This is a genomic window from Rhodococcus sp. SORGH_AS_0303 (assembly GCF_030819335.1).
Lineage (GTDB): Bacteria > Actinomycetota > Actinomycetes > Mycobacteriales > Mycobacteriaceae > Rhodococcoides.
The window spans coordinates 164555-190166 of the sequence record NZ_JAUTBO010000001.1 but is presented as its reverse complement, the minus strand read 5'-3'; the positions used below and the strand labels follow the sequence as shown (position 1 = coordinate 190166).

The 25612-nt window shown below is 70.4% G+C and carries 29 protein-coding genes and 1 pseudogene; 13 read left to right on the top strand and 17 right to left on the bottom strand.

Translation table 11 applies throughout. From position 1 onward, the window contains the following. Positions 1-65 precede the first annotated feature (65 nt). Positions 66-1460, top strand: coding sequence for a hemolysin family protein (locus tag QE449_RS00915; RefSeq protein WP_307108022.1), 1395 nt, complete (start codon positions 66-68; stop codon positions 1458-1460). Further along, on the top strand, positions 1457-2473 hold the full coding sequence (locus QE449_RS00910; RefSeq protein ID WP_222650010.1) for a CNNM domain-containing protein: 1017 nt from the start codon (positions 1457-1459) through the stop codon (positions 2471-2473). Before QE449_RS00915 ends, QE449_RS00910 begins: the two co-directional genes overlap by 4 nt. Here the strand turns inward: QE449_RS00910 and QE449_RS00905 are convergent, their stop codons facing one another. From QE449_RS00905 to QE449_RS00885, 5 genes are read right to left on the bottom strand one after another with little or no spacing between them, the layout of a single operon-like run. Further along, a complete protein-coding gene (locus tag QE449_RS00905) occupies positions 2474-3409 on the bottom strand; it encodes a CopD family protein (RefSeq protein ID WP_307108021.1) in 936 nt (311 codons plus the stop codon). Positions 3410-3412: 3 nt separating this feature from the next. Continuing rightward, positions 3413-3919, bottom strand: coding sequence for a copper resistance CopC family protein (locus QE449_RS00900; RefSeq protein ID WP_056440779.1), 507 nt, complete (start codon positions 3917-3919; stop codon positions 3413-3415). Next, positions 3916-4581, bottom strand: coding sequence for a YcnI family protein (locus QE449_RS00895; protein ID WP_027505893.1), 666 nt, complete (start codon positions 4579-4581; stop codon positions 3916-3918). The genes QE449_RS00900 and QE449_RS00895 overlap by 4 nt, the downstream gene beginning before the upstream one ends. A gap of 16 nt (positions 4582-4597) precedes the next feature. Then, entirely contained in the window at positions 4598-5095 is a 498-nt protein-coding gene (locus QE449_RS00890) for a hypothetical protein (protein WP_222632535.1), read from the bottom strand. A gap of 57 nt (positions 5096-5152) precedes the next feature. After that, on the bottom strand, positions 5153-5791 hold the full coding sequence (locus tag QE449_RS00885; RefSeq protein WP_027505892.1) for a DUF6474 family protein: 639 nt from the start codon (positions 5789-5791) through the stop codon (positions 5153-5155). Between the two features lie 152 nt (positions 5792-5943). On the opposite strand from QE449_RS00885, the gene QE449_RS00880 reads away from it, so the two are divergent. Continuing rightward, positions 5944-7575, top strand: a complete 1632-nt coding sequence (locus QE449_RS00880) for a TM0106 family RecB-like putative nuclease (RefSeq protein WP_197027802.1) — start codon at positions 5944-5946, stop codon at positions 7573-7575. Positions 7576-7690: 115 nt separating this feature from the next. Here QE449_RS00880 and QE449_RS00875 read toward each other — a convergent pair whose 3' ends face one another. Next, a complete protein-coding gene (locus QE449_RS00875; RefSeq protein ID WP_307108020.1) occupies positions 7691-8458 on the bottom strand; it encodes an SDR family NAD(P)-dependent oxidoreductase in 768 nt (255 codons plus the stop codon). Positions 8459-8542: 84 nt separating this feature from the next. Between QE449_RS00875 and QE449_RS00870 the strand changes: the two genes are divergently transcribed. Then, positions 8543-9037: a nucleoside deaminase gene (locus QE449_RS00870; protein WP_307108019.1), complete on the top strand. Its 495-nt coding sequence runs from the start codon at positions 8543-8545 to the stop codon at positions 9035-9037. On the opposite strand, the gene QE449_RS00865 is transcribed toward QE449_RS00870, so the two are convergent. The 3 genes from QE449_RS00865 to QE449_RS00855 all read right to left on the bottom strand — a co-directional run bounded on the left by QE449_RS00865 (position 8979) and on the right by QE449_RS00855 (position 11358). Next, positions 8979-9677 carry a TMEM165/GDT1 family protein gene (locus QE449_RS00865; protein WP_056440761.1) on the bottom strand — a complete coding sequence of 233 codons (699 nt, stop codon included), beginning with the start codon at positions 9675-9677 and terminating at the stop codon, positions 8979-8981. The genes QE449_RS00870 and QE449_RS00865 overlap by 59 nt on opposite strands. A gap of 317 nt (positions 9678-9994) precedes the next feature. Next, positions 9995-10528 carry a peptidase gene (locus QE449_RS00860; protein ID WP_307109652.1) on the bottom strand — a complete coding sequence of 178 codons (534 nt, stop codon included), beginning with the start codon at positions 10526-10528 and terminating at the stop codon, positions 9995-9997. 206 nt (positions 10529-10734) lie between these two features. Further along, positions 10735-11358: a superoxide dismutase gene (locus QE449_RS00855; RefSeq protein WP_027507329.1), complete on the bottom strand. Its 624-nt coding sequence runs from the start codon at positions 11356-11358 to the stop codon at positions 10735-10737. Between the two features lie 201 nt (positions 11359-11559). On the opposite strand from QE449_RS00855, the gene QE449_RS00850 reads away from it, so the two are divergent. Continuing rightward, positions 11560-12723, top strand: a complete 1164-nt coding sequence (locus QE449_RS00850; RefSeq protein WP_307108018.1) for an acyltransferase — start codon at positions 11560-11562, stop codon at positions 12721-12723. Between the two features lie 15 nt (positions 12724-12738). Here the strand turns inward: QE449_RS00850 and QE449_RS00845 are convergent, their stop codons facing one another. Beyond that, positions 12739-13665: an LLM class F420-dependent oxidoreductase gene (locus QE449_RS00845; protein ID WP_307108017.1), complete on the bottom strand. Its 927-nt coding sequence runs from the start codon at positions 13663-13665 to the stop codon at positions 12739-12741. Between the two features lie 176 nt (positions 13666-13841). Between QE449_RS00845 and QE449_RS00840 the strand changes: the two genes are divergently transcribed. The 5 genes and pseudogenes from QE449_RS00840 (at position 13842) to QE449_RS00820 (ending at position 17406) form a co-directional block, all read left to right on the top strand. Further along, the gene (locus QE449_RS00840; protein ID WP_261776415.1) at positions 13842-14294 is read left to right on the top strand and encodes a hypothetical protein; all 453 of its coding nucleotides are present in this window, start codon (positions 13842-13844) and stop codon (positions 14292-14294) included. Between the two features lie 43 nt (positions 14295-14337). Beyond that, complete coding sequence (locus tag QE449_RS00835) at positions 14338-14679, top strand: rhodanese-like domain-containing protein (RefSeq protein WP_204869490.1); 342 nt, start codon at positions 14338-14340, stop codon at positions 14677-14679. Between the two features lie 4 nt (positions 14680-14683). After that, complete coding sequence (locus QE449_RS00830) at positions 14684-15703, top strand: DUF4328 domain-containing protein (protein WP_307108016.1); 1020 nt, start codon at positions 14684-14686, stop codon at positions 15701-15703. Continuing rightward, positions 15700-16483: pseudogene (locus QE449_RS00825) on the top strand (glycerophosphodiester phosphodiesterase family protein). The gene QE449_RS00830 and the pseudogene QE449_RS00825 overlap by 4 nt, the downstream one beginning before the upstream one ends. A gap of 11 nt (positions 16484-16494) precedes the next feature. Further along, positions 16495-17406, top strand: a complete 912-nt coding sequence (locus QE449_RS00820) for a DUF5926 family protein (protein ID WP_285186248.1) — start codon at positions 16495-16497, stop codon at positions 17404-17406. 3 nt (positions 17407-17409) lie between these two features. Here QE449_RS00820 and QE449_RS00815 read toward each other — a convergent pair whose 3' ends face one another. The 4 genes from QE449_RS00815 to QE449_RS00800 all read right to left on the bottom strand — a co-directional run bounded on the left by QE449_RS00815 (position 17410) and on the right by QE449_RS00800 (position 20947). Then, entirely contained in the window at positions 17410-18003 is a 594-nt protein-coding gene (locus tag QE449_RS00815) for a ferritin (protein WP_081821499.1), read from the bottom strand. Between the two features lie 42 nt (positions 18004-18045). Beyond that, positions 18046-18954: an LCP family protein gene (locus tag QE449_RS00810; protein ID WP_373428238.1), complete on the bottom strand. Its 909-nt coding sequence runs from the start codon at positions 18952-18954 to the stop codon at positions 18046-18048. Positions 18955-19357: 403 nt separating this feature from the next. After that, the gene (locus tag QE449_RS00805) at positions 19358-20140 is read right to left on the bottom strand and encodes a CPBP family intramembrane glutamic endopeptidase (protein ID WP_051613717.1); all 783 of its coding nucleotides are present in this window, start codon (positions 20138-20140) and stop codon (positions 19358-19360) included. 30 nt (positions 20141-20170) lie between these two features. After that, positions 20171-20947: a DUF2470 domain-containing protein gene (locus tag QE449_RS00800; protein WP_222641321.1), complete on the bottom strand. Its 777-nt coding sequence runs from the start codon at positions 20945-20947 to the stop codon at positions 20171-20173. Between the two features lie 88 nt (positions 20948-21035). Between QE449_RS00800 and QE449_RS00795 the strand changes: the two genes are divergently transcribed. The 3 genes from QE449_RS00795 to QE449_RS00785 are packed head-to-tail and all read left to right on the top strand — an operon-like array spanning position 21036 to position 23309. Further along, positions 21036-21731 carry a hypothetical protein gene (locus QE449_RS00795; protein WP_307108015.1) on the top strand — a complete coding sequence of 232 codons (696 nt, stop codon included), beginning with the start codon at positions 21036-21038 and terminating at the stop codon, positions 21729-21731. Position 21732: 1 nt separating this feature from the next. Next, entirely contained in the window at positions 21733-22650 is a 918-nt protein-coding gene (pheA, locus tag QE449_RS00790) for a prephenate dehydratase (protein WP_307108014.1), read from the top strand. Further along, the gene (locus tag QE449_RS00785; protein ID WP_307108013.1) at positions 22647-23309 is read left to right on the top strand and encodes a histidine phosphatase family protein; all 663 of its coding nucleotides are present in this window, start codon (positions 22647-22649) and stop codon (positions 23307-23309) included. Before pheA ends, QE449_RS00785 begins: the two co-directional genes overlap by 4 nt. Here QE449_RS00785 and QE449_RS00780 read toward each other — a convergent pair. From QE449_RS00780 to QE449_RS00770, 3 genes are read right to left on the bottom strand one after another with little or no spacing between them, the layout of a single operon-like run. Next, positions 23252-24082 (bottom strand): ESX secretion-associated protein EspG, encoded by an 831-nt coding sequence (locus tag QE449_RS00780; RefSeq protein ID WP_307108012.1) that lies wholly within the window; start codon positions 24080-24082, stop codon positions 23252-23254. The genes QE449_RS00785 and QE449_RS00780 overlap by 58 nt on opposite strands. Next, entirely contained in the window at positions 24079-25260 is a 1182-nt protein-coding gene (locus tag QE449_RS00775; RefSeq protein ID WP_307108011.1) for a PPE domain-containing protein, read from the bottom strand. The genes QE449_RS00780 and QE449_RS00775 overlap by 4 nt, the downstream gene beginning before the upstream one ends. Beyond that, positions 25257-25568 (bottom strand): PE domain-containing protein, encoded by a 312-nt coding sequence (locus QE449_RS00770; protein WP_307096827.1) that lies wholly within the window; start codon positions 25566-25568, stop codon positions 25257-25259. Before QE449_RS00770 ends, QE449_RS00775 begins: the two co-directional genes overlap by 4 nt. Positions 25569-25612: the final 44 nt, after the last annotated feature.

The window sequence follows — 25612 nt, the reverse complement described above, 5'->3', positions numbered from 1 at the left end:
GACAAACCCGGGCCGGTCATGGCCCCCCTCGTATCGACCGATGCGACCAGGGCGGTGACCGGCACATGAGCGAGTTGTTGACGCTTCTCCTCGGTATCGTCGTCGTCGTCGGAATCACCGCTGGCACAGGCTATTTCGTGGCCCAGGAATTCGCCTACATGACCGTGGACCGGTCGAGGCTCGAAGCGCGCTCGAAAGCGGGTGACACCGTCGCCGCGCGTACCCTCGTCGTCACGAAGCGCACGTCCTTCATGCTCTCGGGCGCTCAGTTGGGCATCACCGTCACCGGCCTGCTCGTCGGTAACTTCGCCGAGCCGCTCATCGGACAGTCCCTCGGGACTCTGCTCGGCGGCGTCGGCATTCCGAGCGGTGTCGGACTCGCCGTCGGTGCGGTGACGGCGCTGGTGGTGTCGACGTTCGTGCAGATGCTCTTCGGCGAGCTGTTCCCCAAGAACTTCGCCATCGCCCGCCCCGAACCCGTCGCGCGATGGCTCTCGCTGTCGACGACGATCTACCTCAAGCTGTTCGGCTGGCTCATCCGTATCTTCGACGCCTCGTCCAACGCGCTGCTGAAGGCGCTGAAGATCGAGCCGGTCCACGACGTCGAGCACTCGGCGACCCCGCGCGACCTCGAACACATCGTGGCCGAGAGCCGGGGCACCGGTGACCTGCCCGAGGAGCTGTCCACACTGCTCGACCGCATCCTCGACTTCCCCACCCAGACCACGGGTCACGCGATGATCCCCCGCGCGAAGGTGGCGACGGTGCGCTCCGACTCCACCATCGCCGAGGTGCGCGCCCTCATGAGCGTCGAGCACTCGCGGTATCCGGTGCTCCATGCCGACGACTCGATCGAGGGCGTCGTGCACCTGCGCGACGTGCTCGCCACCGACCTGCCCGGCGACACACCGGTCGCCGTGCTGTCCCGCGACGCACTGGTGCTCCCCGAGACCCAGATGCTCCCCGACGCCATGGGGGAGCTTCGCGCGTCGAAGAACCAACTCGCCTGCGTCATCGACGAATACGGCTCCTTCACCGGTGTCGTCACCATCGAGGACCTGGCCGAGGAGCTCGTCGGCGAGATCACCGACGAGCACGACGACGCCGACGGCGCGGAACCCGTGCCCGGCGACGACGGTGTGTGGACGGTGGCCGGCGACGTCCACCTCGACGAGGTGGAACGTGCTCTGGACCGCGAACTTCCGGAGGGTGACATCGAGACCATCGCCGGACTGGCCATAAGCGTCCACGGATCGCTTCCCGAGGTCGGCGACGTCATCGAACTGGAGCTGCCCATCGACCCCGGTGACCTCGCGACCGACGCCGAACCGCCCCGACGGTTCCTCGTCATGAAGGTCCTGGAGATCGACAACCACGTGCCGTCGTCGGTCACGCTCGAGGTCGTGGAGCGCACTTCCGACGACGTCCCGGCCATGAGTGAGACGGAGGACGCGCTGTGAGCAACCCCCTGGTGTTCCTCGTCGTCACCGTCGGCCTGATCGCGCTCAGCGCCTTCTTCGTCGCCGTCGAGTTCGCGCTCCTCGCCGCCAAGCGGCACCGGCTCGAGGACGCGGCGGCCGATTCGCGGTCGGCGCGCGCCGCTCTCCGCAGTTCCACCGAGCTCACGGTGCTGCTCGCCGGCTCGCAGCTGGGTATCACGTTGTGCACGTTGGCACTCGGTGCGTTCACCAAGCCCGCCGTGCACTACTGGCTCCGGCCGCTGTTCGAGTCACTCGGTCTGCCCTACTGGGCATCCGACGTGCTCGGCTTCGTCCTGGCCCTGGTCATCGTGACCTTCCTGCACCTGGTCGTCGGCGAGATGGCGCCGAAGTCGTGGGCCATCGCGCATCCCGAGAAGTCGGCGACGATGCTCGCGATCCCGATGCGTGTCTTCATGTTCTTCACCCGCCCGATCCTGGTGTCGCTCAACGGGATGGCGAATGCACTGCTGCGCCGGGCCGGTGTGGAGCCGGCCGATCAGGTGATGTCGGGCCAGAACCCGGACGATCTCGAGCAGCTGGTCGCGCACTCGGTGAGTGTCGGATCGCTGGACAAGGGCTACTCGGATCAGCTCTCGAGTGCGCTGGAACTGCAGAAGCTCACGGTGGCGGACCTCGTGCGCATCGATTCCGAGCCCACCGCGGTGGCGACGACGGCGACGGTCGCCGACGTGCGGGCGGCGTCGCTGCGCACGGGCCATCTGCGCATCCTCGTGCGGGACGGCGCCGACGTGATCGGTCTGGTCCACGTGCGGGACACGTTGCAGGCGGAGGACTCCCGCTCGGTGGACGACTTCGTGCGACCGGCCTTCGAGCTCGACGCCGCCGCGCCCGTGTACGTCGCGCTCGCGGAGATGCGGGAGACCCGCAACCATCTCGCGGTGGTGCGCGACGGCGGTGCGGTGGTCGGTGTCATCACCATGTCGGACGTGCTCGTCCGGTTGCTGCCCAGCGCGGACCCGCTGCCCGCGTGATCAGGCCGTGGTCGCCAGTGCGGCGGCCACGCCGAACGCCGCGGCCATCGCCGCGGTCTCGACGACGGCACGCCGCGTCGAGACCGTGGCGTGCGTGGTGTGGGCACCGATGACGCTCACCCACGTGCGCCGTCGCCACCACCCGCCGATCACCAGGGCGACCAGCAGGACCGACTTGAGCAGGATCAGCCGCCCGTAGTCGGTGTCGACCAGGGCGGTCACCGAGGTGAGCCGCACGGCGGCGTTGACGACACCGGTGACGGCGACGGCGACCACACACCACAGCGCGGCCGCCGAGTAGCGCGGGAGCAGATCCGCCCAGGCGGTCCGTGACCGCAGGGTCACCGCCATCGCGACCAGCAGCCCGAGCCACACCGATGCCGCCACGACGTGCACGGCGACGAGCAGCGCGCCGACGGCGTGCTGCGCCATGTGGCCGGTCATCGGGCGAGCGATGAGGGCGACGGCGGTGGGTACGACGACGACGATGCCGGAGACTTCCAGATCGGAGCGGAGGGCAGTGGCCGCCAGCACGGCCATCGCGAGCGCGACGACCACGACCGCGGAGCCGATCCGGCCGTTCGCGATGTTCTGGACGTAGTCGGTGAACGTGCCGAGCGACACCGCGGTGGCGCTGACGGCATCGGACCGCGCCGCCCCCAGCACCAGCAGCGTGACCTCGGAGACTGCCCAGCACGCGGCCGCGACGAGGGCGCCGCGCCACGCGAGGTGGTCGTCGACGTGCCGGGAATCGCGGGCCCACAGGATCAGCAGACCGAACCCGAGCACCACGGCACCGGCGACGTCGGCACCGGTCCGCACGAGGGAGTCGAGCGGAAGGTCGGAGGGCGCCAGTACGAGGGCGGCGATCACTCCGAGCAGTGCAGCCGGAACGACGGCGAGCGGTGACCACCGCGCCGTCGTCGTTCCGGCCACGACTCAGTTCTTCTTCCGCAGAGCGAACGCGAGACCGCCGAGGAACACCACCGCGGCGGCGACCAGGAACGGCCAGAGCGGCACACCGCCCCCCGACTCGGTCGAGGACGCGCCGGCGTCGGCCGCGGGACCGGGGGTCCCGGTGCCGGCCGTCGTCAGCTCGAATGTCCGCGTACCGCTCACGGGGTGGCCGTCGGCTGACGTGACGCGGAACGCGATGGTGTATGTGCCCGTCGGCCCGAGCTCTCGGAGGTCCACCGCGACGGTGGAACCCGACACCCGCGGGTCACCGTCGGACCAGAGGTTGCCGTCGGGACCGACGACGGTCAGCGAGGCGAACTGCGACTGCACGGCCTCGTTGAACGTCACCGTCGCCTCCGCCGGACCCTGATCGACGGAACTCTCGTTCTCGGGGGAGCTGGACACCACCACCGAGTGCGCGGACGCCGTCGAGGTGCCGAGCAGCAGCGCCGCGGCGAGGGCGAGCAGCAGAGCGAGGAACCGGCTCACGAGCGTCGACTCCGCACCGTGGCGCCGATCCCGAGTGCGGCACCGAGTGCTCCGAGAACCAGGCCGATCCCGCCGAGCCACCGGGCCGTGGTGTCGGACGACGACGCGGCGGCCTCGGTGGTCGAGGACGCTGACGACACCGTGGGGCTGCTGTGATGATCGCCGCTGCTCGCCGCGAGTTCCAGTGTGGGAGCCGGCAGTTCGGGCTCGGTACCGTCCTCCGGTGTCGGCTGGTCCCAGTTCACGACCTCGCCGTCACTGTAGGTCTGGCGGGCCGGGAAGGACACGCTCTCCTCCTCAGGCAGGGGGCCGGCCGAGAGCTGGAACTGCTCGAACTGTCCGGGCCCGACACCGGGGTTGCCGGGATCCGCCGTCCAGGTGACCGAGGTGGCCAGTTCGTCCGCCGAGCGTTCGACGACGGCGGTCCATCCGGGCATGGGCTGCGTGCGGGCCGAGGTGAGGCCGGGCAGCTGGACGGTGACGGAGGTGGTGGACGCCGCCTCCGACTCGGTCGGCACCCGGAAGGTGAGAACGCCGTATCCGCCCTGTGCCGCGTCCGGAGCGGACACGACGACGTGGGCGGACGCCAGTCCTGCGGAGGCGAGGAGGGCGGCGGCGGTGAGGACACTCGTGCCCAGGGCACGCGTGGAGAAGCTGGTCATGACAGATGTCTTCCGTTCAGGTGAGGGAGTACCGCGGTGTGAGTGGCTGCACGAGCACCTGCGGTGGTCCTCTCCTGGAGACGGCGGACAGAACGGGTACGGGAACGGGCCGATCGAGCGGCGCGGTGGCGGTGACGGGTCGGGGGCGACGCGGCGGCGAGAACGTGAGCTGCGGTGCGCGCAGCACCGACGTGATCGCGGCGAACAGCCGCTCCGACGAGGCGACCAGGACTGCGCCGACACCGACGGCGACGGCGTGCGCCGCGAGCATCGACGCGTCGAGCGGGTGGGCGTGTTCCGCGACGGCGGCCAGTGCCTCGTGCGCGACGACCTGTCCGCCCACGAGCCACAGGAGGATCGGGAGGGGGCCGGTCCGGGCGGTCCCGACACCGGCGGCGAGCACGCCCGCACCGATCGCGACGGCGAGCAGCAGGGAGAGAGCGGACGAGGTGGGCACGCCACCACCGCCGACACCGTGCGCGGCGACGGCGAGCGTGGCCGTGAGTGCTCCCACGGCACCACCACGCCACACGCGCGTGCGCTCGGTCCCCATCGTCGACTCAGGCAGGGATCAGCGCACGCCGAGGCGCGCGAGGATGTCGGCCTCGATGCCGTCGAGCTCGTCGGAGATGGCGCCGTGAGCCAGCTTGCGGCGCGACGGCGGCATCTGCTCGGCGGCGTGCACCGCGGTGGTGAGCTCGGTCAGGCGCGACCGGATCGCGTCGGCGAAGGCGCCCGTCTCGGCGTCCTGGTGCGACGCGGCGACCTCGGCGACGGAACGCTCGGCACCGACGATGCGAGCGCTGAGCTTCGCGCCGTGTCCGGTGTACTGGCCGAGCTCCTTCACGTCGACGCCGATGCGGCCGGCCCGGTACTGGTCGAGCTGACCCCGCAGGAGGGTCGCCGCGCGGTACGCGATCGGCACGAGGACGGGGGCCAGGACGCGACCGATGCCGACGTACTTGCGCACCTTCGCCGCGTTGATCTTGCCTTCGCGCGCGGCCTTCTCCCGTGCGGCCAGGGTCCTGATGTGCGCCTGATCCACCTTCTGTTGGCTGGTCAGCGCCTTGGCGTCGTTCTTCGCCAGCTTTTTCAGATGCTTGCGCTCGTTCCGGGCGGTGTACTTCGCCTCGAGGCCCGCCTTGTGGCGCAGGGCCTTGGCCTCGGCCTTCCGGGTCGCACGGCGAGAACGCTTCTTGCGCAGAGCCATGGTGTACGTGCCCCTATCGTGTCCGACTACGTCGCCAGAACGCTCCGACCGGATGACCGACGAGCGCCTGAATGCCTGCCGCCAGCCTATCGGTCCGCTCCGGGTGCGCTGCATCCGCGTGAGGTGTCGGCCTGTGGATCTACGCTGCGAGAATGTCCCACGTCGTGCCGCCCCCCGCTCCGGCGTCCGGCCCCTCCGTGCTGATCGACGCGTCGTCGCTCACCCGGTGCCGCCACCGCGTGTATCTCGACACCGCCTACCGCTCTCTGCTCGTCGACACCGCGGAGGACGCGGGGGTGCAGATGCGCCGGGAGGCGGCCGCCGCGTACCGAGCCGAGATCCGGGACACCCTGGTCGCCGCGGATCCGCAGTCGTGGGTGGTGGTCTCCCCGTCGATGTCCCGCTCGATGCAGGTCCGCGCCACCCGCGCGGCGTGCGAGTCCGGTGTCGAGCGCATCTGGAACGCCACCTTCGCCGACGACGAGGACGCCGGTCGGCGTGGCCGGTGCGACATGCTGGTGCGCGATCCGGACGGCGGGTACATCCCGGTACTGGTGGTCAACCACAAGGTCACCGATCCGGGAAGCGGCGCGGTGACCACGCCGTTCACGTCGTGGGCCCCGGCTCTCGATCCCACGCGCAAGGTGCGACCGCAGTTACGGGACCAGTTGGCGGCCGTGCACGTGCATCGGCTCCTGGGCCGCATCGGTCAGGCCGGTGTGTCGGCGCGAGCCGGTGTCATCGGCTTCGGTGCCGAGGTGATGCTCGTGCACGATCTGACGGCGGTCGAGGCGGAGTACGACACGCGCTTCGGTGACCGACTGGCCATCGCGTCGGGCTCGGTCGTCACGTCGCCGTCGAAGGTGTCGGAATGTCGGTCCTGTCCGTGGTGGTCCGAGTGCGGCGAGACCCTGCGGCGCACGCGGGACGTCTCGCTGGTGGCGGCGGGGTCGCGAGCGGACGCCCTGCGGTCCGCGGGCATCGTCACCATCGACGACCTGGCGGACTGGACGGGCGGCGTGCCCGACGAGTGGCCGCACGGCGACTTCGACGAGACGGTCGTCATCGCCCGTGCATGGATCGCCGACCTGCCGCTCGTCCGGCGCCGCGACACCGTGACGGTCCAGCGGGCGGACGTCGAGGTGGACGTCGACATGGAGAGCTATCAGGAGCACGGCGCCTACATGTGGGGAACGCTCCTCGACCGGCGGGACGGTGCCGAGCCGCAGTACCGCGCCTTCGTGACGTGGGAACCGGTTCCCACGATGGACGAGGCGCGCTCGTTCGGCGAGTTCTGGTCCTGGATGCAGGGCGTGCGTGCGGACGCGCACGCGGAGGGCCTGACGTTCGCGGCCTACTGCTACTCGCGCGCCGCCGAGGACAAATGGCTGCTGGGATCCGCGCGGCGGTTCGCCGGCATGCCCGGTGTCCCCACCGAGGCCGAGGTGCGGGAGTTCATCGACGGGCCGGACTGGGTCGACATCTACATCGCGGTGTCCCAGAACTTCGTGTGTCCGTCGGGCAAGGGCCTCAAGAAGGTCGCACCGGTCGCGGGCTTCCACTGGCGGGACGACGAGGCGGGCGGCGAGGCGTCGATGGCCTGGTACCGCCGCGCGGTGGGATACGACGGAGACGTCGACGCGTCGCAACGCACGCGGTTGCTCGAGTACAACGAGGACGACGTGCAGGCCACCCGCGCGCTGCGGGTCTGGATGGACGGGGCGGCCGCGCGGGAGATTCCGACTGCGGACGAGCTCGGCGGGATTTCCTCTGTAACGAAGTGAAACGCTCGCCATCGCTACCAGTCGGGGGTTGGCAGCGACGACGAGCGTCTCGAGATGTGATTCGTCCCAGTACACGGTGTGGATGGGTGGTGACGAAGAACTTTTTTTCGAGCAGTTACCGCGGTGCCATCCGGAGTGCGCCGTCCATGCGGATGGTCTCGCCGTTGAGGTAGTCGTGCTCGACGATCATCTGTGCGAGCTGCGCGTACTCGGTGGGCTGAGCGAGTCGGGACGGGAACGGGACGCCCGCCTCGAGGCCGGCGCGGTATTCCGGGGTGACGCCGGCGAGCATCGGGGTGTCGACGATGCCGGGGGCGATGGTGTTGACGCGGATGCCCACCTGGGCGAGGTCGCGCGCCGCGGGGACGGTCATGCCGTGCACGCCGCCCTTGGAGGCGGAGTAGGCGATCTGACCGATCTGGCCCTCGAACGCGGCCACCGACGCGGTGTTGATGATGACGCCGCGCTGTCCGGCCTCGTCGACGGTCGGCAGCGTCTGCATGTGATCGGCCGCCAGACGCATGACGTTGAAGGTGCCGAGCAGGTTGATGGTGATGACCGTGCGGAAGAGCTCGAGATCGTGCACGCCCTTCTTGGACAGGATGCGTCCCGCCCAGCCCACGCCGGCGCAGTTCACGGCGATGCGCAGCGGGACGCCGGCCTCGCCGATCTGTGCGAGGGCGGCCCGTACCTCCTCGTCGCTGGTGACGTCGGCGGCGATGAGCGTCACGCCGTCCGGTACGGAGTCACCGGCCTTGTCGATGGACTGCTGCAGGTCGAGGCCGAAGACGGTGACGCCGTTGTCGGCGAACCGCTTCGCCGTGGCCGCGCCGAGCCCCGATGCGCCGCCGGTGACCAATGCCGCTGTTCCCGCGATCTCCACTGCCGTGTCCTCTCGTCGGACGGCCGACTCGGTTACCGGCCGCTCACTGAAACGAACCCTAGTCGGTGGGTGCAGACTCGCGACATGACGTTCCCCGGTTCGGCAGACGAGGTCCATGTCCGGCGTTGTGTCGCGCTCGCGCGCGAGGCACTCGACGCCGGTGACGAGCCGTTCGGGTCGGTGTTGGTCGACGCGGACGGTCAGGTGCTCTTCGAGGACCGCAATCGCGTGGGCGGCGGGGACTCGACGCGCCATCCCGAGTTCACGATCGTGGAGTGGGCCGTGCGGAACCTGACGGCCGACGAGCGCGCCCGGACCACGGTGTACACATCGGGGGAGCACTGCCCGATGTGTTCGGCGGCGCACGCGTGGGTGGGGCTCGGCGACATCGTCGTCGCGGTGACGAGTGCTCAGCTCACCGCGTGGCGGTCGGAGTGGGGTCTGGAGCCGGGCCCTGTCGCCGCGCTGCCCATCGGCGACGTTGCGCCGCGGATCCGGGTGCGGGGGCCCGTACCGGAGGTCAGCGCGGAGATGCGGGCACTTCATCGTCGGAATGCCGGTCTGCCGTCGGACGGGTGAGAGTCCAGCTCGTCGCCGCGATACCGAGGGCGAGGACCACGGCTGCGGCGATCAGTCCGACGGGTGTGCCGGGAAGCAGCCCCTCGAGGATCAGCCACACGCCGAAGACGAAGAACAGGGTCGCGGCACCGAGGGTGATGAGCCGCTCGGGCAGGTGCTTGCCCAGGGTCGCGCCGATGACGATGGCCAGAGCGTCGGCGGCGACCATGCCCAGCGTCGAGCCGATCCACACGCCGACCCAGTCGTTGTCGGAGGCGAGCGTGACGGTGGCCAACATCGTCTTGTCGCCGAGCTCGGCGAGGAAGAAGGCGGACGCGACGGCGATGAAGGCGGACTTCGTCACCCGGTCGGCCTTCGTCTTCTCCTCGTCGTCGAGCGAATCGCCGCGTAGCGTCCACAGGCCGAAGACCAGGAACGCGACGCCGCCGACGATGCCGATCAGGTGCGTGGGCAACGCGACACCGAGGTAGTGGCCCACGGCGACGGAGACGAGGTGGACGAGCGTCGTGGCGACCGTGATGCCGCCGATGACGACCCACCAGCGGTACTTCAGGGCGAACGTCATGGCCATCAGCTGGGATTTGTCACCGAGTTCGGCGACGAAGATGACTCCGAAGCTGAGCAGCAGGGCGGCGAGCACGTCGAACCTCCAGGACAGGGCGCGTCGGCCGACACGAGGGGAGAACCTGGCCGACGCTCGGTGCAGCGCACCGTGCGGTCATCGGGACCGGTGCGGGAAGGCCGGAGGCCGGCCGGTCGACGAAAGGTCTCGCCCACCTGCTGCCGCGTGGGTGGCAGCTCGGTTCACCGAGCCGGGAGCGCTCCGGCGAACCGGTGCGCGCCAGTATGTCGACTGGATGATCGGGGGCTACTCCCCTTCGCTGATCTCCACGCTAAAGCCCTGGTCAGGCTTCTGCAACTTCGACAAACCTGTTCGGCTACCCGAAATTTGTCGTGTCATGCAGCGAGCAACATCGCGAGGACGGCCGTATCGGGATGGCTGATGGGATCGAGGCCCACACGGCTGATCATCGACGTCACGGTGCCGTCCGCCTCGGCCTCGACCCAGGCGGCGCGATGGTCCAGCCCGAGGTGCGGCAGACCCGGCAACAGCACGCACCCCGACGCGGCCCCGGCGCACTCCGGCAGCGTCGGCATCGTCTCCGACGGCGGATGCAGCATCATCAGCGCGGCCGGCTGATGCAGCGCGAAGCGCTCCGGGGTCACCGCGTGGTCCCCGATGACGGGGCCCTCGGACACCACGATGCCCACGGTCCCCTCGTGCGGGTCGTCGGGCAGTTCCTCGCGGACACAGAAGACGGTGCTGGTGTCGAGCAGGCCGGGGGTCGACGCGACCCGCACCGTGAAGGCGAGAAGCTGCGCCCATTCCTTCGTCGTGTCGGGCCACCGGCCGGAGATGACGAAGCCGCGCAGGGTTCCCGAGTCGTGGAACGGGGCCACACCGATGATGCGACGATCGGGACTGGTCATGACGTTCTCCTCGCACTGGCCGGCATCGAGCGGGACGGCCTGCGCGGAACGTGCGCGGACCATCGGCACACAACGTCGGGTAGAGGAAGAGAACACCACCATCGCGCTGGCACACAAGTGGTCACGAGTGCCAGATGTGGCCGGTGAGACGACGAATGCCGCGCCCTCGTGGGACGCGGCATTCGCGGTGCGACTGTGCGGCGGGACTACGGGAAGATGAGACCCGAGGTCTGCGACGTGGCTGCGGCGAAGCGCTGCTGCACGTCGGCCCAGTTGACGACGTTCCAGAACGCCTTCACGTAGTCGGCCTTGACGTTCTTGTACTGCAGGTAGAAGGCGTGCTCCCACATGTCGACCTGCAGCAGGGGAATGATGCCGAGCGGCACGTTCGCCTGCTGGTCGTACAGCTGGAACGTGAGGAGCTTCTTGCCCAGCGTGTCGTAGCCGAGCACTGCCCAGCCGGAGCCCTGCAGACCGTTGGCCGCGGCGGTGAACTGCGCGCGGAACTTGTCGAACGAGCCGAAGTGGTCGTCCAGTGCGGCCGCGAGCTCGCCCTCGGGCTTGTCTCCACCGTTGGGGGAGAGGTTCTTCCACCAGATGGAGTGGTTCACGTGGCCACCGAGGTGGAACGCGAGGTTCTTCTCCTGCAGGAAGATCGAGCCGTGATCGTCCTTGTCACGGGCGTCGGCCAGCTTCTCCAGTGCGGTGTTCACGCCGGCGACGTAGGTGGCGTGGTGCTTGGAGTGATGCAGCTCGTTGATCTCCCCGGAGATGTGGGGCTCGAGAGCTGCATAGTCGTAGTCGAGGTCGGGCAGTGTGTACTCGGACACGTGTTTCCCTTCTCTTGCATCTGTTGTAGCTGACTGCTGGCGTTACCCAGCCAACGTCATTCGTACACCTCGCGCAAGAGTTCGACGCAGTCGGAGTGCAGCGCAGACGCACCGATGCGGACCGTGGTCCCCTTGCCCGCGCGCAGCGATGACGTGGGCGAACTCGACCGACAGGTGAACGGAACCTTAAGATCGAGGGTGATGACCTCCTCGACGCCCGACTCGGACGGTGGGGTGGTCTCCGTCCGTACGGCGGCCGATCCGCCGCGGATCCGGTTCGGCGGAGTCGACGTCCTGCGTGCGCTGGCGGTCCTGACCGTCGTGTACTCGCACATCTCGTACTTCCTGGTCGATGATCTCGGAACACCGTGGTGGCTCATCGACGTCGTCACCCTCGTGTTCGTCGAGCACGGCGGTCTGAACCACCATCTCTCGTTCGTGGGCGTCGCGTTCTTCATGATCCTCACCGGACTGGTCGCGACCGCGTCCGTCGTCCGCAACTCGCCGCGCGCCTTCCTCGTGGGGCGGGCAGCGCGGTTGCTCCCGGTGTTCTGGCTGTCGGTCCTCGCCGCGATCGTGCTGGTTCGCCTCGGGGTGAACGGGATGTTCTCGCAGACCGTGGGCATCAGCAACGCCGAGGCCGCCATGAGCTTCGTGCTCGGCGGCTTCTTCGTGCGCCCGGAGGTCGTGGTCCTCGGGGTCACCTGGACGCTCGTGGTCCAGGGGGTCTTCTACGTGTACGCGGTGAGCATGCGCCGGGTGCTCGCGTCCCGCCCCGTGCTGGTTCCGATCGTCGGTGCGGCCGTGTGCTGGCTGATCCTGCTCTACACCGATCTGGTGCCGTACGAGTACACGATCCCCATGGTCGACAAGGTCGCGGCGACGTTGCCCACCGTCTTCCTGGGCCAGATCGTGTATCTCGCGTTCGCCCGGCTCGCGTCGTGGCGGTTCCTTCTTCTCGCGGGTCTCGCCCAGTTCGCCGTCATCCGGTACGCGACGACGGTGGACGCCTTCCACGTCGGTCAGCAGGGTCACCTGTGGACGGTACTGGTGCTCGTCGTCGCGGTGGTGTTGGTGGCTCCCACCGACACCGCGTTCGGCCGCTCGCGCGTGATCCACTGGCTCGCGACGCGCAGCTACACGATCTACCTGGTCCACACTCTGGTGCTCTACCGCATCTACTCGCTCGTCGAGCCGCATCTCGGTGCGACCGTTGCGGTGCTCGTCTTCGCGCTGATCACCGGTGTGCTCTCGGATCTCGTGTACCGCTACGTCGAGACGCCGGCGGCACGGTGGATCGCCCGCCACTGGTCGCGGGCATCCGCGGACGCCTGCCCCGACCGCGAACGAGCCGACCTCGAGTGACCCGACCTCCGGCCCTCAGGCCAGCTGACGCATCACCTCGGCGGCGACCAGCTCGATGTGGTCGAGATCGGACAGGTCCAGCATCTGCAGGTAGAACCGGGTGGATCCGAGCTCGGCGTACGTTCCGAGCTTGTCGACGATCTCGGCAGGCGTCCCTGCCGCGCCGTTCGCCCGGAGCTCCTCCACGTCCCGTCCGATCGCGGCGGCGCGGCGGGCGATCTCGTCCTCGGTGGTGCCGCAGCACAGCACCAGCGCGTTGGAGAACGTCATCGACGACGGATCACGGCCGATGTCGGAGCACGCTGCGCGCACCCGGTCGAACTGTGTCGCCGTCGCGTCGGTGTCCGCGAACGGGAGATTGAACTCCGTCGCGTGACGCGCGGCGAGTTCCGGCGTCCGCTTCTTCCCCATGCCGCCGATGATGATGGGCGGCGGACTCTGCACCGGCTTCGGCAGAGCGGGTGAGTCGGTCACGGTGAAGTGGTCGCCCTGGTACGAGAACGTCTCACCCGCGGGAGTGCCCCACAGACCGGTGACGATCGCGAGGGTCTCCTCGAAGCGATCGAAGCGCGTGCCCACCGACGGGAACGGGATCGCGTACGCCGCGTGCTCCTCTGCGTACCAGCCTGCTCCGAGCCCCAGTTCGACGCGGCCGGCGCTCATCGCGTCGACCTGCGCGACCGAGATCGCCAGGGGGCCCGGGTACCGGAAGGTGGCCGAGGTGACGAGGGTGCCGAGGCGGATCGTGGAGGTCTCCCGGGCGACGCCGGCCAGGGTGATCCAGGCGTCCGTGGGTCCGGGGAGACCGTCCGTGCTCATCGCCAGGTAGTGGTCGGAGCGGAAGAAGGCGTCGTACCCGAAGTCCTCGGCGGCGCGCGCCACGCGGACCAGGTCGTCGTAGGTCGCGCCCTGCTGCGGTTCGGTGAAGATTCTGAGGTCCATGGTTCGACAGTAGAAGGGCGTGCCGGAGTCGGGGAGCGACCGTGGGTGCGACACACGCGAAGAAAACGGGATCGAGTCCCGTTTCTGTGGATGTTTCTGTGGATGATGGGGATGGTGATTGTCGATCAGCAACCCCCATAGGGATTCGAAGATGCTGATCGACAATACTGCTCCCCATGGACTTCACCGCCGAGGCCGAACTGTCCGCCGCGCTCGACGACCTGCACGCCGCGGAGATCGACTCCCTGGCCTCGGCGGTCGCGCCGTTTCGCGGGCGCCTCACCCGGAGCCATCTCGGCCGCGCGCGCCTGGTGGTCACACTCTCGGCCGACGGCCTGCCGCAGGCCGTCACCCTCGCCTCGGCTCTGCTGCGAGACCTCGTCGGCGGTCGCGACCTCGTGTCGCTGTCCGTCCGCTCGGCACGAGACCACGAGTCGGTCTCCGGACTGCCGCCCACCGACGGGTGGTCGTCGGTGTCCGAGGTGGCGGCGGAGCGGGCGATCTCCCGACAGGCCGTGCTCGCGCAGATCGCGGCGGGCACCCTGCCCGCGGCGAAGGTGGGGACCACGTGGGTGGTGGCCCGCGGCGCACGACGGTTCGAGAGCGGGCGGTTCGAGAACGACTGGTGATCGACGGTGGCACCGGGGCGAGGGGCGTGACAGGATCGAGTGCGTGAGCTTCGGATCCGTACCGTCCGTGTCCGTCTCCGACGTCCCGGAGCCCGGTCCCAGCGCCGCCCTGCTCGACGTCCGTGAGGACGACGAGTGGACCGCCGGGCACGCTCCCGGCGCGCTGCACGTCCCGATGGGCGACGTCCCGTCGCGGATGGCCGACATCAGCGTGGACGGCACCCTCTACGTGGTGTGCCGCCAGGGTGGGCGTTCGGCCCGCGTCGTCGAGTACCTGCAGCACGCGGGAGTCGACGCGGTGAACGTGGACGGCGGCATGGTGGCGTGGCAGCAGGCCGGCCTCCCGGTCGTCGACGACGCCGGTCGCCCGGCCACCGTGTACTGACGCCGTGACCGCTCCTCGGCCGGTGGCCTGGTTCCAGATCTGTGCGCGCTGCACACGGCGCATCGACGTGGGGCCGTCGCCGCGGCAGTGGTGTCCCGTCTGCCACGGGGTCCTGCTCTCCCCGGTGCCGGTCGGGCAGTCGACTGCCCCGGTCGGGCAGTCGACGATGGCCGTCCGTCGTAACTTCCGCTGGGTGGCCTCCGCGCCCGGATCCGCGCCGCGGCGCCGTGTCCGCCGGGTCCCGACCCCCACCCCCCGTTACGACGTCATGCCCACCTGGGGTCTGCCGATCGCGCCGCGCCCGCACCCGAGTGCGCCGGAGAGCGCCACGGACCGGCTGGCCCGGCGCTCGACCTCCCTGCTCACGGCGACCGTCGCCCTGTTCGTCGCGGCGGCCGTCGCCGAGGTGGCCCGGTACGTCGTGCTGCTCGTCAGTCGCGACCGACTGATGCCCGCCGCGGTCCTCGCACTGTCGGACGCCGCCGTGTGGTGCCTGTCGTTCCTGTCCCTCGGAGTCGGTCTGGTCGCCGCGGTGGCGACGGTCGCCCGCGTGGTCCGGTTGCGGCGGGGCGCCTACGCCCGTCACGGACTCACCGATCCGCGGCGCACGCGAACCCTGTACCTCGGATCGCTGCTGCCGATCGTCACCCTGCTGTTGCCCGGGGTCTTCCTCACGGAGCTGGCCCGCACGAGCGAGCACCGGCTCCGGCTCGAGCGCCTGGTGCCGTGGTGGTGGGCGGCCTGGGTCGGCAACTGGCTGCTGATCGCCGCAACTGTCGCGTGGCGCACCGTCGACGGCATCCAGGCGCAGGCGAACGGTGTGGTCCTCACCGCGATCACCGACCTGGTCGCCGCGGGGGTGGCCGCCCTCACGCTCACCGTGATCCGCCGAGCCGACGGCCGCACCGTGCGCGGCGACACCCGCACCCTCACGCGATGGACGGTCCTGCCGACCACCCCCGTGTCCGACACGACCCCGGCCCCGGAGGACACCGCACCCGACCAGCTCGCCGACGTCCGATGATCTACTCCGCACACGAGGCCACACCCCTCGTCGTCGCGCATCGAGGCTCGTCGGGAACGCGGCCGGAACACACACTGGTGGCGTACGAACAGGCGCTGCGCGAGGGGGCCGACGGCGTCGAGTGCGACGTGCGGCTCACGCGCGACGGCCGGGTGGTGTGCGTCCACGACCGACGGATCGACCGGACGTCGTCGGGAACCGGGATCGTCAGTGCCCTCACCTACGAGGCACTGTCCGGCCACGACTACGGGACAGCCGACGATCCGGCGAACGTGCTGCTGCTGAGCGATCTCATCGACATGGTCATGGCGTGGAAGGCGAAGCCCGCCAAGATCTTCATCGAGACCAAGCACCCGGTGCGCTACGGAGGCCTGATCGAGAACGCCGTGCTGGCGGAACTGCACCGCTTCGGCATCGGCCGACCCGGGTCGGCGTCCCTGTCCCGCGCCGTCGTGATGTCGTTCGCGCCCCTCGGCGGTGTGGCGGGTGCGGCGATCGGCTCCGATGCTGCCGACCGTGCTGCTCGGCACCGCGTCGCGCTACATCGGCGGCGGCGCCGCGACCACGGTGGGCGCCACGGCGGTCGGGCCCTCGATCAAGACGTTGCGTGATCATCCGAACCTGGTCGATCACGCCGCGGCGGCCGGTCGAGCGACGTACTGCTGGACCGTGAACACCGAGGAGGACGTGCATCTGTGCCACGACCTCGGGGTGCGCTGGCTCGCCACCGATCATCCGGGTCGGGCGCTCGCGTGGTTGGACGACAGCATCACCCGGTAGGTTCGACGCTCGTGGGTAAGAAGAGCAAGAGAAACAGCGGACCGAAGCCCGACAGTCGACGCGCGGAGCTGCTGGAACAGCGCAGAGCCGAGCGTGAGGCGCTGTCGTCCGCGCCGGTGCGGCCGTTCGAGGGCCTCGCCTTCGAGTGCGACATCGTGGCGATGCGCGAGTTCGTCGCCTCCGCGTCGGCATCCCTCCCGGTGACGGGAAGCGACCGTCCCTTCACCCTCGCGACCGTGCTCCCCGGTGCCGTCGCCGCACTCGTGCGTGACGACGAGCAGAAGAACGCGTTCGTCGCGATGCAGGTCCAGACCTTCTCGGAGGATCTGTCGGCCGACCTCGCCGCCTCCGTCGTGTGGGCCTCCTCGGCGACGCCCGGAACCTCGACGGCGGCGTCGAACCCGTCCGCCGAGACGCCCGCACTCAAGGAACTCGTGGACGCGACGTCGCCCCTGGACATCACCGTCCACAAGGACTTCTCGTGGTGGATCCCGGAGGGCGCGGGAGCGGACCCCGAGGTCGACGCCACCATCGAGCGCGCCAACGGTGCGATCCTCCCGTCCGCCCGCATCACGGCCGACGGTGTGTCCGCGGCCTGGTGGGTCGACGCCGGCGACAAGGCGCACATCCGCTGGGTCCGCCCCGAGGACGAGGATCAGTTGATGATCGCGCTGGCTCGCTTGCAGTCGGTGGGTGAACTGCATGTGGGGGAGGGATCGCGCTTCGCCGGCTCGTTCCGTACCCACGGCCTGCTCGTGCCCGTCTTCGACCTCGATCCCGAGGTTCATCCCGACGAATGGGCAACGGGCACAGCGGCTCTCGGCCGCAGGCTCGACGAGACGCTGGCCGACACCAGCGAGCTCACCTCCGAGCAGCGGCGCGCCCGTGACGGCCTGCGCAGCCGCCAGGTCACCCTGCGCTGACGATCAGGCGAGTCCCCCGGCGGCCCTCGGCGCGTTGCCGCCGCCGCGGGACTCGCTCGTCATCTCGCGGGCGATGAAGTCCTCGATGTGGAAGAGGTTCTCGCCGGCACGGTCGACGATGGTGAGCAGCGTCGTCATCGACGCCACCTCTTCGATCTGCTCGGCGAGGAACCACTGCATGAACTGCTCGCCCAGGTAGTCGCCGGTGTCGCGGGCGGTGCGTGCCAGCGTCGTGATCTGCTCGGTGACCTTCTTCTCCTGCCGCAGCGCCAGCTCGACCGGCTCGCGCACCGACCCGAACGCGTTCACGACGTCGTCGACCCCGGGCACCCGGACCTCGAGGTCGTTGTCCAGCAGGTACTGGATCATCATCATGGCGTGGCCGCGTTCCTCGTCGGCCTGGGCGTAGAACCGTGCGGCGAGCTGCGGCAGATCCGCCCCGTCGAAGTGGACCGCGATCGCGATGTACTGCTGCGAGGCGGTGAACTCGTGTCGCACCTGTTCACGGAGGAGAAGGTGGAACGCGCTGGACTCCCTGTCGTGGAACACCCCGGAATCCCGGGCGTCGGAGGCAGCGGACACGTCGTCGAGGCTCATGACGACACACGGTACTGGGTCGAGCGTGTCCGTCGGGACGCGTCATCCGCCGCCGACGAGGTCGGGGGGCAGCTGCTGATCGGTGGCAAGGAGCTCGAAGAACCGGGACGCCCGCTCGCGGTCGGACAGCAGGACGTTGCCCGAGCCGTCGACGTCCTCGAACCCGGAGACGGGAATGGTGGTGGTGACCATCTCCCCGCGCAGCGCCCAGCCGAGGGAGGCCAGGTTCCAGATGTGGTCGCCGTCGTCGACCTGCAGCGACTTCACGACCCCCCGTACCAGCGGCACCGCCCGGAACGGGTTCAGGAAGGTGGTCGGGCTGGTCGCCTTCGAGAGCAACGACGACAGGAAGAGTCGTTGGTTGTTCATCCGATCGATGTCGGCGAGTGCCGTCGCGCGGCTGCGGACGAAGCCGAGCGCCTGCGGACCCGAGAGCTCCTGGCAGCCCGCACGCAGGTCGATTCCTGCCAGGGGGTCGACGATGTCGTAGGGCACGCAGATGTCCACCCCGCCGATCGCGTCGACCATGTCGGCGAACCCGCCGAAGCCCACCTCGGCGTAGTGGTCGATGCGCAGGCCCGTCACACCCTCCACGGTCTGCACCAGCAGCGGCGCGCCGCCGAGGGAGAACGAGGCGTTGAGCTTGTCGGTGCCGTTGCCGGGAATCGGCACGTACCAGTCGCGCGGGAGGCTGACCATCGTGGTCGGGCCGCTCGCCGGCACGTGGATCAGCAGGATCGTGTCGGTCCGGCCCGCACCGATGTCCCCACCGGTCGCGAGTTCGGCCTCCTGCTCGGGAGTGAGTCCGGTACGACTGTCCGATCCGACGAGCAGCCAGTTGGTCCCCGGGGTGTCCCCCGGGCGACCCTCGTAGTTCCCGAGCGCGTCGACTCGGGACAGCGACGTGTCCGCCCAGACGGCGCCCCCGACGACGAGCAGGAGCAACACCACCAGGGCGATACCTATGCGGCGACCCCACCGTGGCCGCCGGCGTCGACGCGTCGGCTCGGGCGGCACCTGGCGCGGCGGAACCGGGGCGGGAGCAGGGGCGCGGCCTCGATCGGCCGGCCCACGCCCGTCGTCGTACGGTCGCCGGTCGTCCCGGTACCGATCGTCACGCCGTGGCGCGTCCCGCGCCGGGGGAACCGCCGACCACGCCCGCGGATCCTGCCGGGGTGGTGGCTGCTGAGGACCCCGCTGCACACGGGTCTGGTCGGCCCACCCCGGAGGGCTGCCCGCCCGTCGCCGCACCACCGGCGGTTCCTCCGGACCCGGACGGCGAGGGGGTGGCGGTCGCCGCCGCGGGTCGTACGGAGGTTGCTGGCTCATCCGGCGACTCTAACCGGCCGACCTGTCAGCCCGGCAGCCACGAAACGTGATCCCGCAGGGCGGCGAACCCCACGAACGCCACGATGTCGATGAGGGCGTGGGCGATCACGAGGGGCCACAGTCGACCGGTGCGCTGGAAGTACCGGCCGAAGATCAGACCCATGACGAGGTTGCCGACGCCGGCCCCGAAGCCCTGGTAGAGGTGGTAGCTCCCGCGCAACACGGCCGACGCGAGCAGCGATCGGTTGTCGGTCCACCCGAGGGCGCGCAGCCGCGAGATCAGCCACGCCACCACCAGGACCTCCTCGGCGACCGAGTTGGCCACCGCGGAGAGCGTCAGCGTGATCGGGCGCCACCACACGTCGTTCAAGGTGCTCGGCAGCACCGTGACGTTGAGATCCAGTGCGACGGCGACGAGGTAGAACAGCAGGCCCGGGATGCCGATGATCGCGGCGAGCCCCACGCCGTGCAGCACGTGCGGGCGCAGGCGGGGACGTGCGAAGCCGATGGCGCGTGGCCCGATTCCGCTGCGCCACAACAGGTACAGACCGAGTGCCCCCCATGCGCAGAGCCGGACGACGCCGATCAGTTGACGGAGGAAGTCGATCGGTCCGAGAGTCGACTGCGGCACGTTGATCGCCACGGTCTGGTCCGACAGGGCGCCCTGCTCGAGCGCGCTCTCGACGAGCGACAGAATGCTCGACAGTCCGCTGAGCCCGAACGTGAACAGCAGGACGACGACGATCTCGATCCGGATCGACCGTGGCGACTCGGTGGTGGGTGTCTTCTCCGGATGCACCCGGTCGATTGTGCCCGTGACCCGTCTCGAGGGTCGTGGTCAGTGGTGGTCGCGCGCCCGCAGGCCGTTCATGAACGGGCATCCGGCGAGCACGCGCAGCGCGCGACCGAGCTCGGTCACGTCGGACACGGGGTTCGCGAACGGCACCCGCACATCGTGGTCCTGGCCCTGCCCCTCCACCCGGATCCCGACGCCGTAGCGGTCGATGCTCAGCGGCCGGGCGCGACCGATGCGCAACGACGGCGGGAGTCGCCGCGCGATCTGCTCGACCATGTCCGAGTGGTCGCTGTCGAGGTGCTGCAGCCAGCCTCCCTCGACCTCCCAGAACGGATCGGGATCGGCGTTCAAGAGGTCGCGCACCGGCACCGGCTCCGCCCCCGTTGCATCGGCCACGACGACGGACTCGAGCAGCAGACGCAGCAGGATGCCGCTGTGTCCGATGTCGAGCAGTCCGGCGTGCGGGTACTGGGAGGCGACCGCCGCGGCGACCGCGCGCTCGGCGGTGTCCGGGACGCGGCGCAGCTCACCGCTGAGCCAGACCAGCGAGCGCACGGGTTCGCGCAGGTCCAGGGGAGTGTGGTCGGTCAGTTCGAGCACGGCGGGGATCCCCGCGGAGCCGGCCTGGAAGGACACGGCCCCCACGGTGCTGTCCGCGGGCACCACCATGACGATCTCGCCTGGCGAGCGCAGGAAGTGCATGGTCGTGGCGACGGGTGCGCTGCCCTCCACCGCCAGGACGGTGTGCTCGGCACGCAGACACACGCTGCGCACCCGCTCGGCGGTGGACGGCGCGGTGGTGGTGACGACACCGTTCATGACGGCCCCCTCGGGTGGAAGTAATTAGGTAAGGGTTAGCTAACCAGCCCTCGCGCCGGTGCGCAAGACGTCGAACTAGACTCGGAGCGTGCCCACGATGCTGACCCTGGGCGTGCGCCCCCGGCGAGATCCCGAGGCCCTGTTCGCCGACCTGCTCGTCGCGACCGTCGACGACGTGGCGACGGCGGAGGCCCTCGAACCGCACCCACTCGTCGGAACGGCCTGTGTCCCGCTGAGTGCGGTGGACGACTCGGCCGCCCTCGAACGGTTCCTCGTACGACTGGACGTGGCTCCGCCCGACGAGCCGCCCTCGGTGCGCGCCTACGTGGTCGAGGCGACCGCCGAGCAGTTGGGCGACGCGGTGGCGATCGCGCCGGGCTCGTCCGTCGTCGTGCTCTGTCCGGACGGCGACGTCGTGGAGACGACGGCGCTCGTCGATCGGGCCGGTCGGCATCCCGGCCTGGACGCGGGGTGGTCCGAGGATCGGGTCGCCGACTTCCTCGCGGTCGTCGCGCACGCGGAACACGGGTTCTTCGCCGTCGCGACCGACACGTCCTCGGTGCTCGCCGTGCTCGCCGGAACGGTGGCCGCACTGCGCGGCGACGACGTCCGCAGCGCGCTCCGCTCCCCGGATCTGGCCGCGCTGGTGGCCCTTCATCCCGACGCCGCGGCCGCGACCCGAGAGGTCCTTCTCGGTGTCCTGGTGCCGAACGTCGGGAACATCGCACACGAACTTCGCCGTCGGATCGACGAGATCACCGGCGACGCGGCGGGGGACGCGTAGCGTGACCGGGGTGCGCATCGCCTACTTCGGACCCTCGGGAACGTTCACCGAGATGGCCCTGGGGAAGCTCGAGGCGGACGGGGCGTTCGGCGCTCCCGTCGAGCGCGTGAGTGCGTCGAGCCCGCCCGCCACCCTCGAACTGGTGCGCTCCGGTGCGGCCGACGGCGCGGTGGTGCCCATCGAGAACTCGGTGCAGGGCTCGGTCCCGCCCACCCTCGACGCGCTCGCGATCGGGGACCGGCTGCAGATCCTCGCGGAGACCGAACTCGACGTGTCCTTCACCATCGTCGCTCGTCCGGGCACCGCCATGGCGGACGTCCGCACGATCCGGGCCTACCCCCACGCCGCCGCCCAGGTCCAGCAGTGGATCGCCGCCACCATGCCCGATGCTCAGGTGGAGTTCGCGTCGTCCAATGCCGGTGCGGCCGAGGACGTCGCGGCCGGACTCGCCGACGCCGCGGTGTCCACCGGTCTGGCGGGCCGACGGCACGGACTCGACGTGCTGGCCGACGGCGTGGCCGACGTGGAGAACGCACGGACCCGCTTCGTGTACGTCACGCGCCCGTGCCCGCCGCCCGCGCCCACGGGGGCGGATCGCACTGCCGTGGTGCTCACTCCCGCCAACAGGCCCGGCACGTTGGTGTCCGCGCTGGCCGAATTCAGCACGCGCGACATCGATCTGACGTTCATCGAGTCTCGCCCTCTCCGTACCCATCTGGGCACCTACCGCTTCTACATCGACTGCGTCGGCCACATCGACGACGTCGCGGTGGCGGACGCCCTGCGGGTCCTGCACTCGCGCACCGACGTGCGGTTCCTCGGCTCCTGGCCCAGTGCGCACGTCGCCGCCGGCGGTCCTCGCCCCACCGACGACCGCGGCCGGGACTGGTTGGACGCGTTGCGACGGGGAGATCGGTGAGCGGCCGACTCGTCCTGGTGCGGCACGGTCAGACCCATTCGAACGTCGCTCGTCGTCTCGACACCCTGCCGCCCGGCGCGGAGCTGACCGAGCTCGGACACCGACAGGCGCAGGAGTACGCCCGGACGGTCACGCGGACCCCGGCCGCCTTGGTGTCGTCCATCGCCGTCCGCGCACGTCAGACCGCGCAGTACCTGGCCGACGCGACCGGTACGCCGCTGACGGTGCGCGACGGTCTGCAGGAGACGTTCGTCGGCGACCTCGAGGACCGCAGCGCCGAGGAGGACCACGCCCGCTTCACCGCGGTGTACCGCACCTGGCTGGACGGTGACCTCGATGCCCGCCTGCCCGGGGGCGAGTCCGGCGCCGACGTGCTCGCCCGCTACGTGCCGGTACTGGACGAGCTCCGCGCCACCCACCTCGGCGACGATTCCGCCACCGTCCACGTGGTGAGTCACGGTGCTGCGATTCGGCTCGTCGCCGCGGCGCTGTCCGGGATCGATCGCGACTTCGCCGCCGACAACCATCTCGACAACACGGGGACCGTCGAACTGGTTCCCGCCGAGGGTGTCTCGGCCTGGGACTGCGTGCGCTGGGGCGACTACACGCCCCCGTTCGAGACGAAGGGCAGCCGCACTCCCGACGATCCGATGGGCTGAGCGGACACACGGACCAGGTGGTCGTCGAGTATCGAGCGCCGTTCCAGCGAGGTGATCAGCGAGCGGAGTGCTCCGACGGTGCGTACCGGTGTCGCGGATCGCACGGACGTGCTCGATCGTCCGGTCGGATCCTGGACCGTGGTCGCGACGACACGGCCGGAGTCGCTGTCGTACACCGCGATCGACGGGTCGACCGTGGTGGTGACACCGTGATCGTGTCGGAGTCCGACGATCTCGGTGTGGCGGGTGCAGTGCGGGACGACGTCCTCGATACCGGCCGTGAGGACGTCGGTGTACTCGGTCAGCGGATCGATCGGCGCTCCTGCGGCGTCGCCGAGCCAGGCCGCGATCAGGGCGGCCATGTCGGTGTCGACCCGCGTGATCGTCACCGATCCCTCGCTCGCGGTCATCCACACCGGATCGTCGATGTCGTTGCCGCACAGACACCCTCGCCGGTTCTCGATGCCGGTGGAGTGGCCGACGATGCGGACGTCGACACTCCAGCGAGGCACCGCCGCCGCACGGAGCATCGCGGCCAGATCACGGTGCAGGCCGCCGTCGGCTGACACCAGGAGACGATCGGCGAGGCGTCGGGCGGCACTCGCGAGCACGGTCGCGCGATCGGCGACGGTCGCGCCGGCCGGGTGCCATCCGAGAACGGCAGGGAGAGTATGTCCCCCGATCGCCCCCAGGAGGTACGTCAGTTCGTCCGTGTCGAGCGTGAGCGAACCCTCGAGCGGGACGTCCCCGCCCAGCACCGGCGCCGCGCTCATCGCCGCGCCCCGATGACGGCGGGCACGACCGGAACTCCCGCCTCCTCCTCGACGACGGCGGGTGTCCTGCGGGCGTGCACGACCTCGTCGGAGCCGAGCCTGCTGTGACCCATGGGAAGTCCCGCGCCGAACGGCGACCGGGCATGCGCGGCGCCGGACACGGACGCGTCCTGTCCCGCTGACACCGCCGTGTCCGATCCGACGCCCGCACCGAGGAACGGTGACGGCGTCCGTGCGAACGAGCCACCGGCGGCGTGCACGGAGCCACCCTGCCCGCTGCCACCTCGCCCCCCGCCGCCACCCCACCCGGTGGCGACCATCGAAACCTGCTGCGGCACAGCGTGGGTGATCGTCGGTGCCGCACCGGCCTGCGGTGCCGACGACAGAACGGAGGACAGCGTCGACCCGGCCTGCGCGGGCATCTGCTGGATCAGCGACGCCGCCCTCGTGACGGCGGGATCGTGTCCGATGCTGTCCGTGGTGAGGGGCGACCGGTGACCCTGGTGCGCCGCCCCGTCCGAGAATCCATGCTTCTGCCGGTCGGATCCGCTGTCGTCCGACGGCGGTGTCCCGGCCTCGCCCGGCACCGGCCCGTGACCGGGGACAGCAGAGATGACCGTGGAGGTGGCCGCGGTGACCGCCGTGGTGATCTGCGGGGGCATCTGCAGACCGTCGACGAGCGCGAGCTGCGCCGTCGCCGCTTCGTACGCCTCCATGACCAGGGCGGCGCGGAGATCGAGCGCGGCGTCGGCGGCATCGGCAGCCTGCGCCGCGCCGGTGAGGGCGCCGCCGGTGGCGTACGCGGTGGTGCGTCCGACCTTCACCGCGGCGATCTCCGGCAGTGTCGGCATGACGGCGAGCGCGGTCACCACCGTCGCGGACTGGGCGGCGGCCCGAGCGGACACGGCCGAGGCGTGCTGCGCCGCTCCCGTGCCCCACGTCGCGAACGCCGTCATCCCCGCTCCGGCGGCGTCGGCGGCATCCCCGTCCCACGTGGCTGCCAGTGCGGACGCGACACCGCTGACCGTCGCGGTGGCCGCGGCGAGTGCCGTGGCCACCGCGGCCCACGCCGTGCCGGCGGCGGCCAGCGGAGCGGGGCCGGCACCCGCGAGCAGTGCGGCCGAGTTCACCGCCGCGGTACGCGGGAGCCAGAACACCCCGGTGGGCCCGGCCGTCACGCGGTGCCCGCGGTCAGGGCCGTGGAGAACGACGCGTCGACCTCGCGGTACGCCGCCGCCTGGACTCGCAGGGCAGCCGCCGTCTCGTGGAGCTCGGTCACCGCCGCGGACGTCGAGGTGTCGAGAGACTGCGCGGTCGACCAGAAGTAGCGTGCCGCCAGCGCGGACACCTCGTCGCTGCCCGCGGGGGGAGGACGGAGCGCGACGGACGCGGAGGCGAGAGACGACGCCAGGCGCATCGCCGCGGCATCGAGCTCCGACGCGGCCGCGAGCAGCGCCTCGGGATCGACGAGTACGTGGCCGGGCATGGGGGTCTCCGTTCGAGCGTCCGGTCGGATCTCGAGACTTGGAC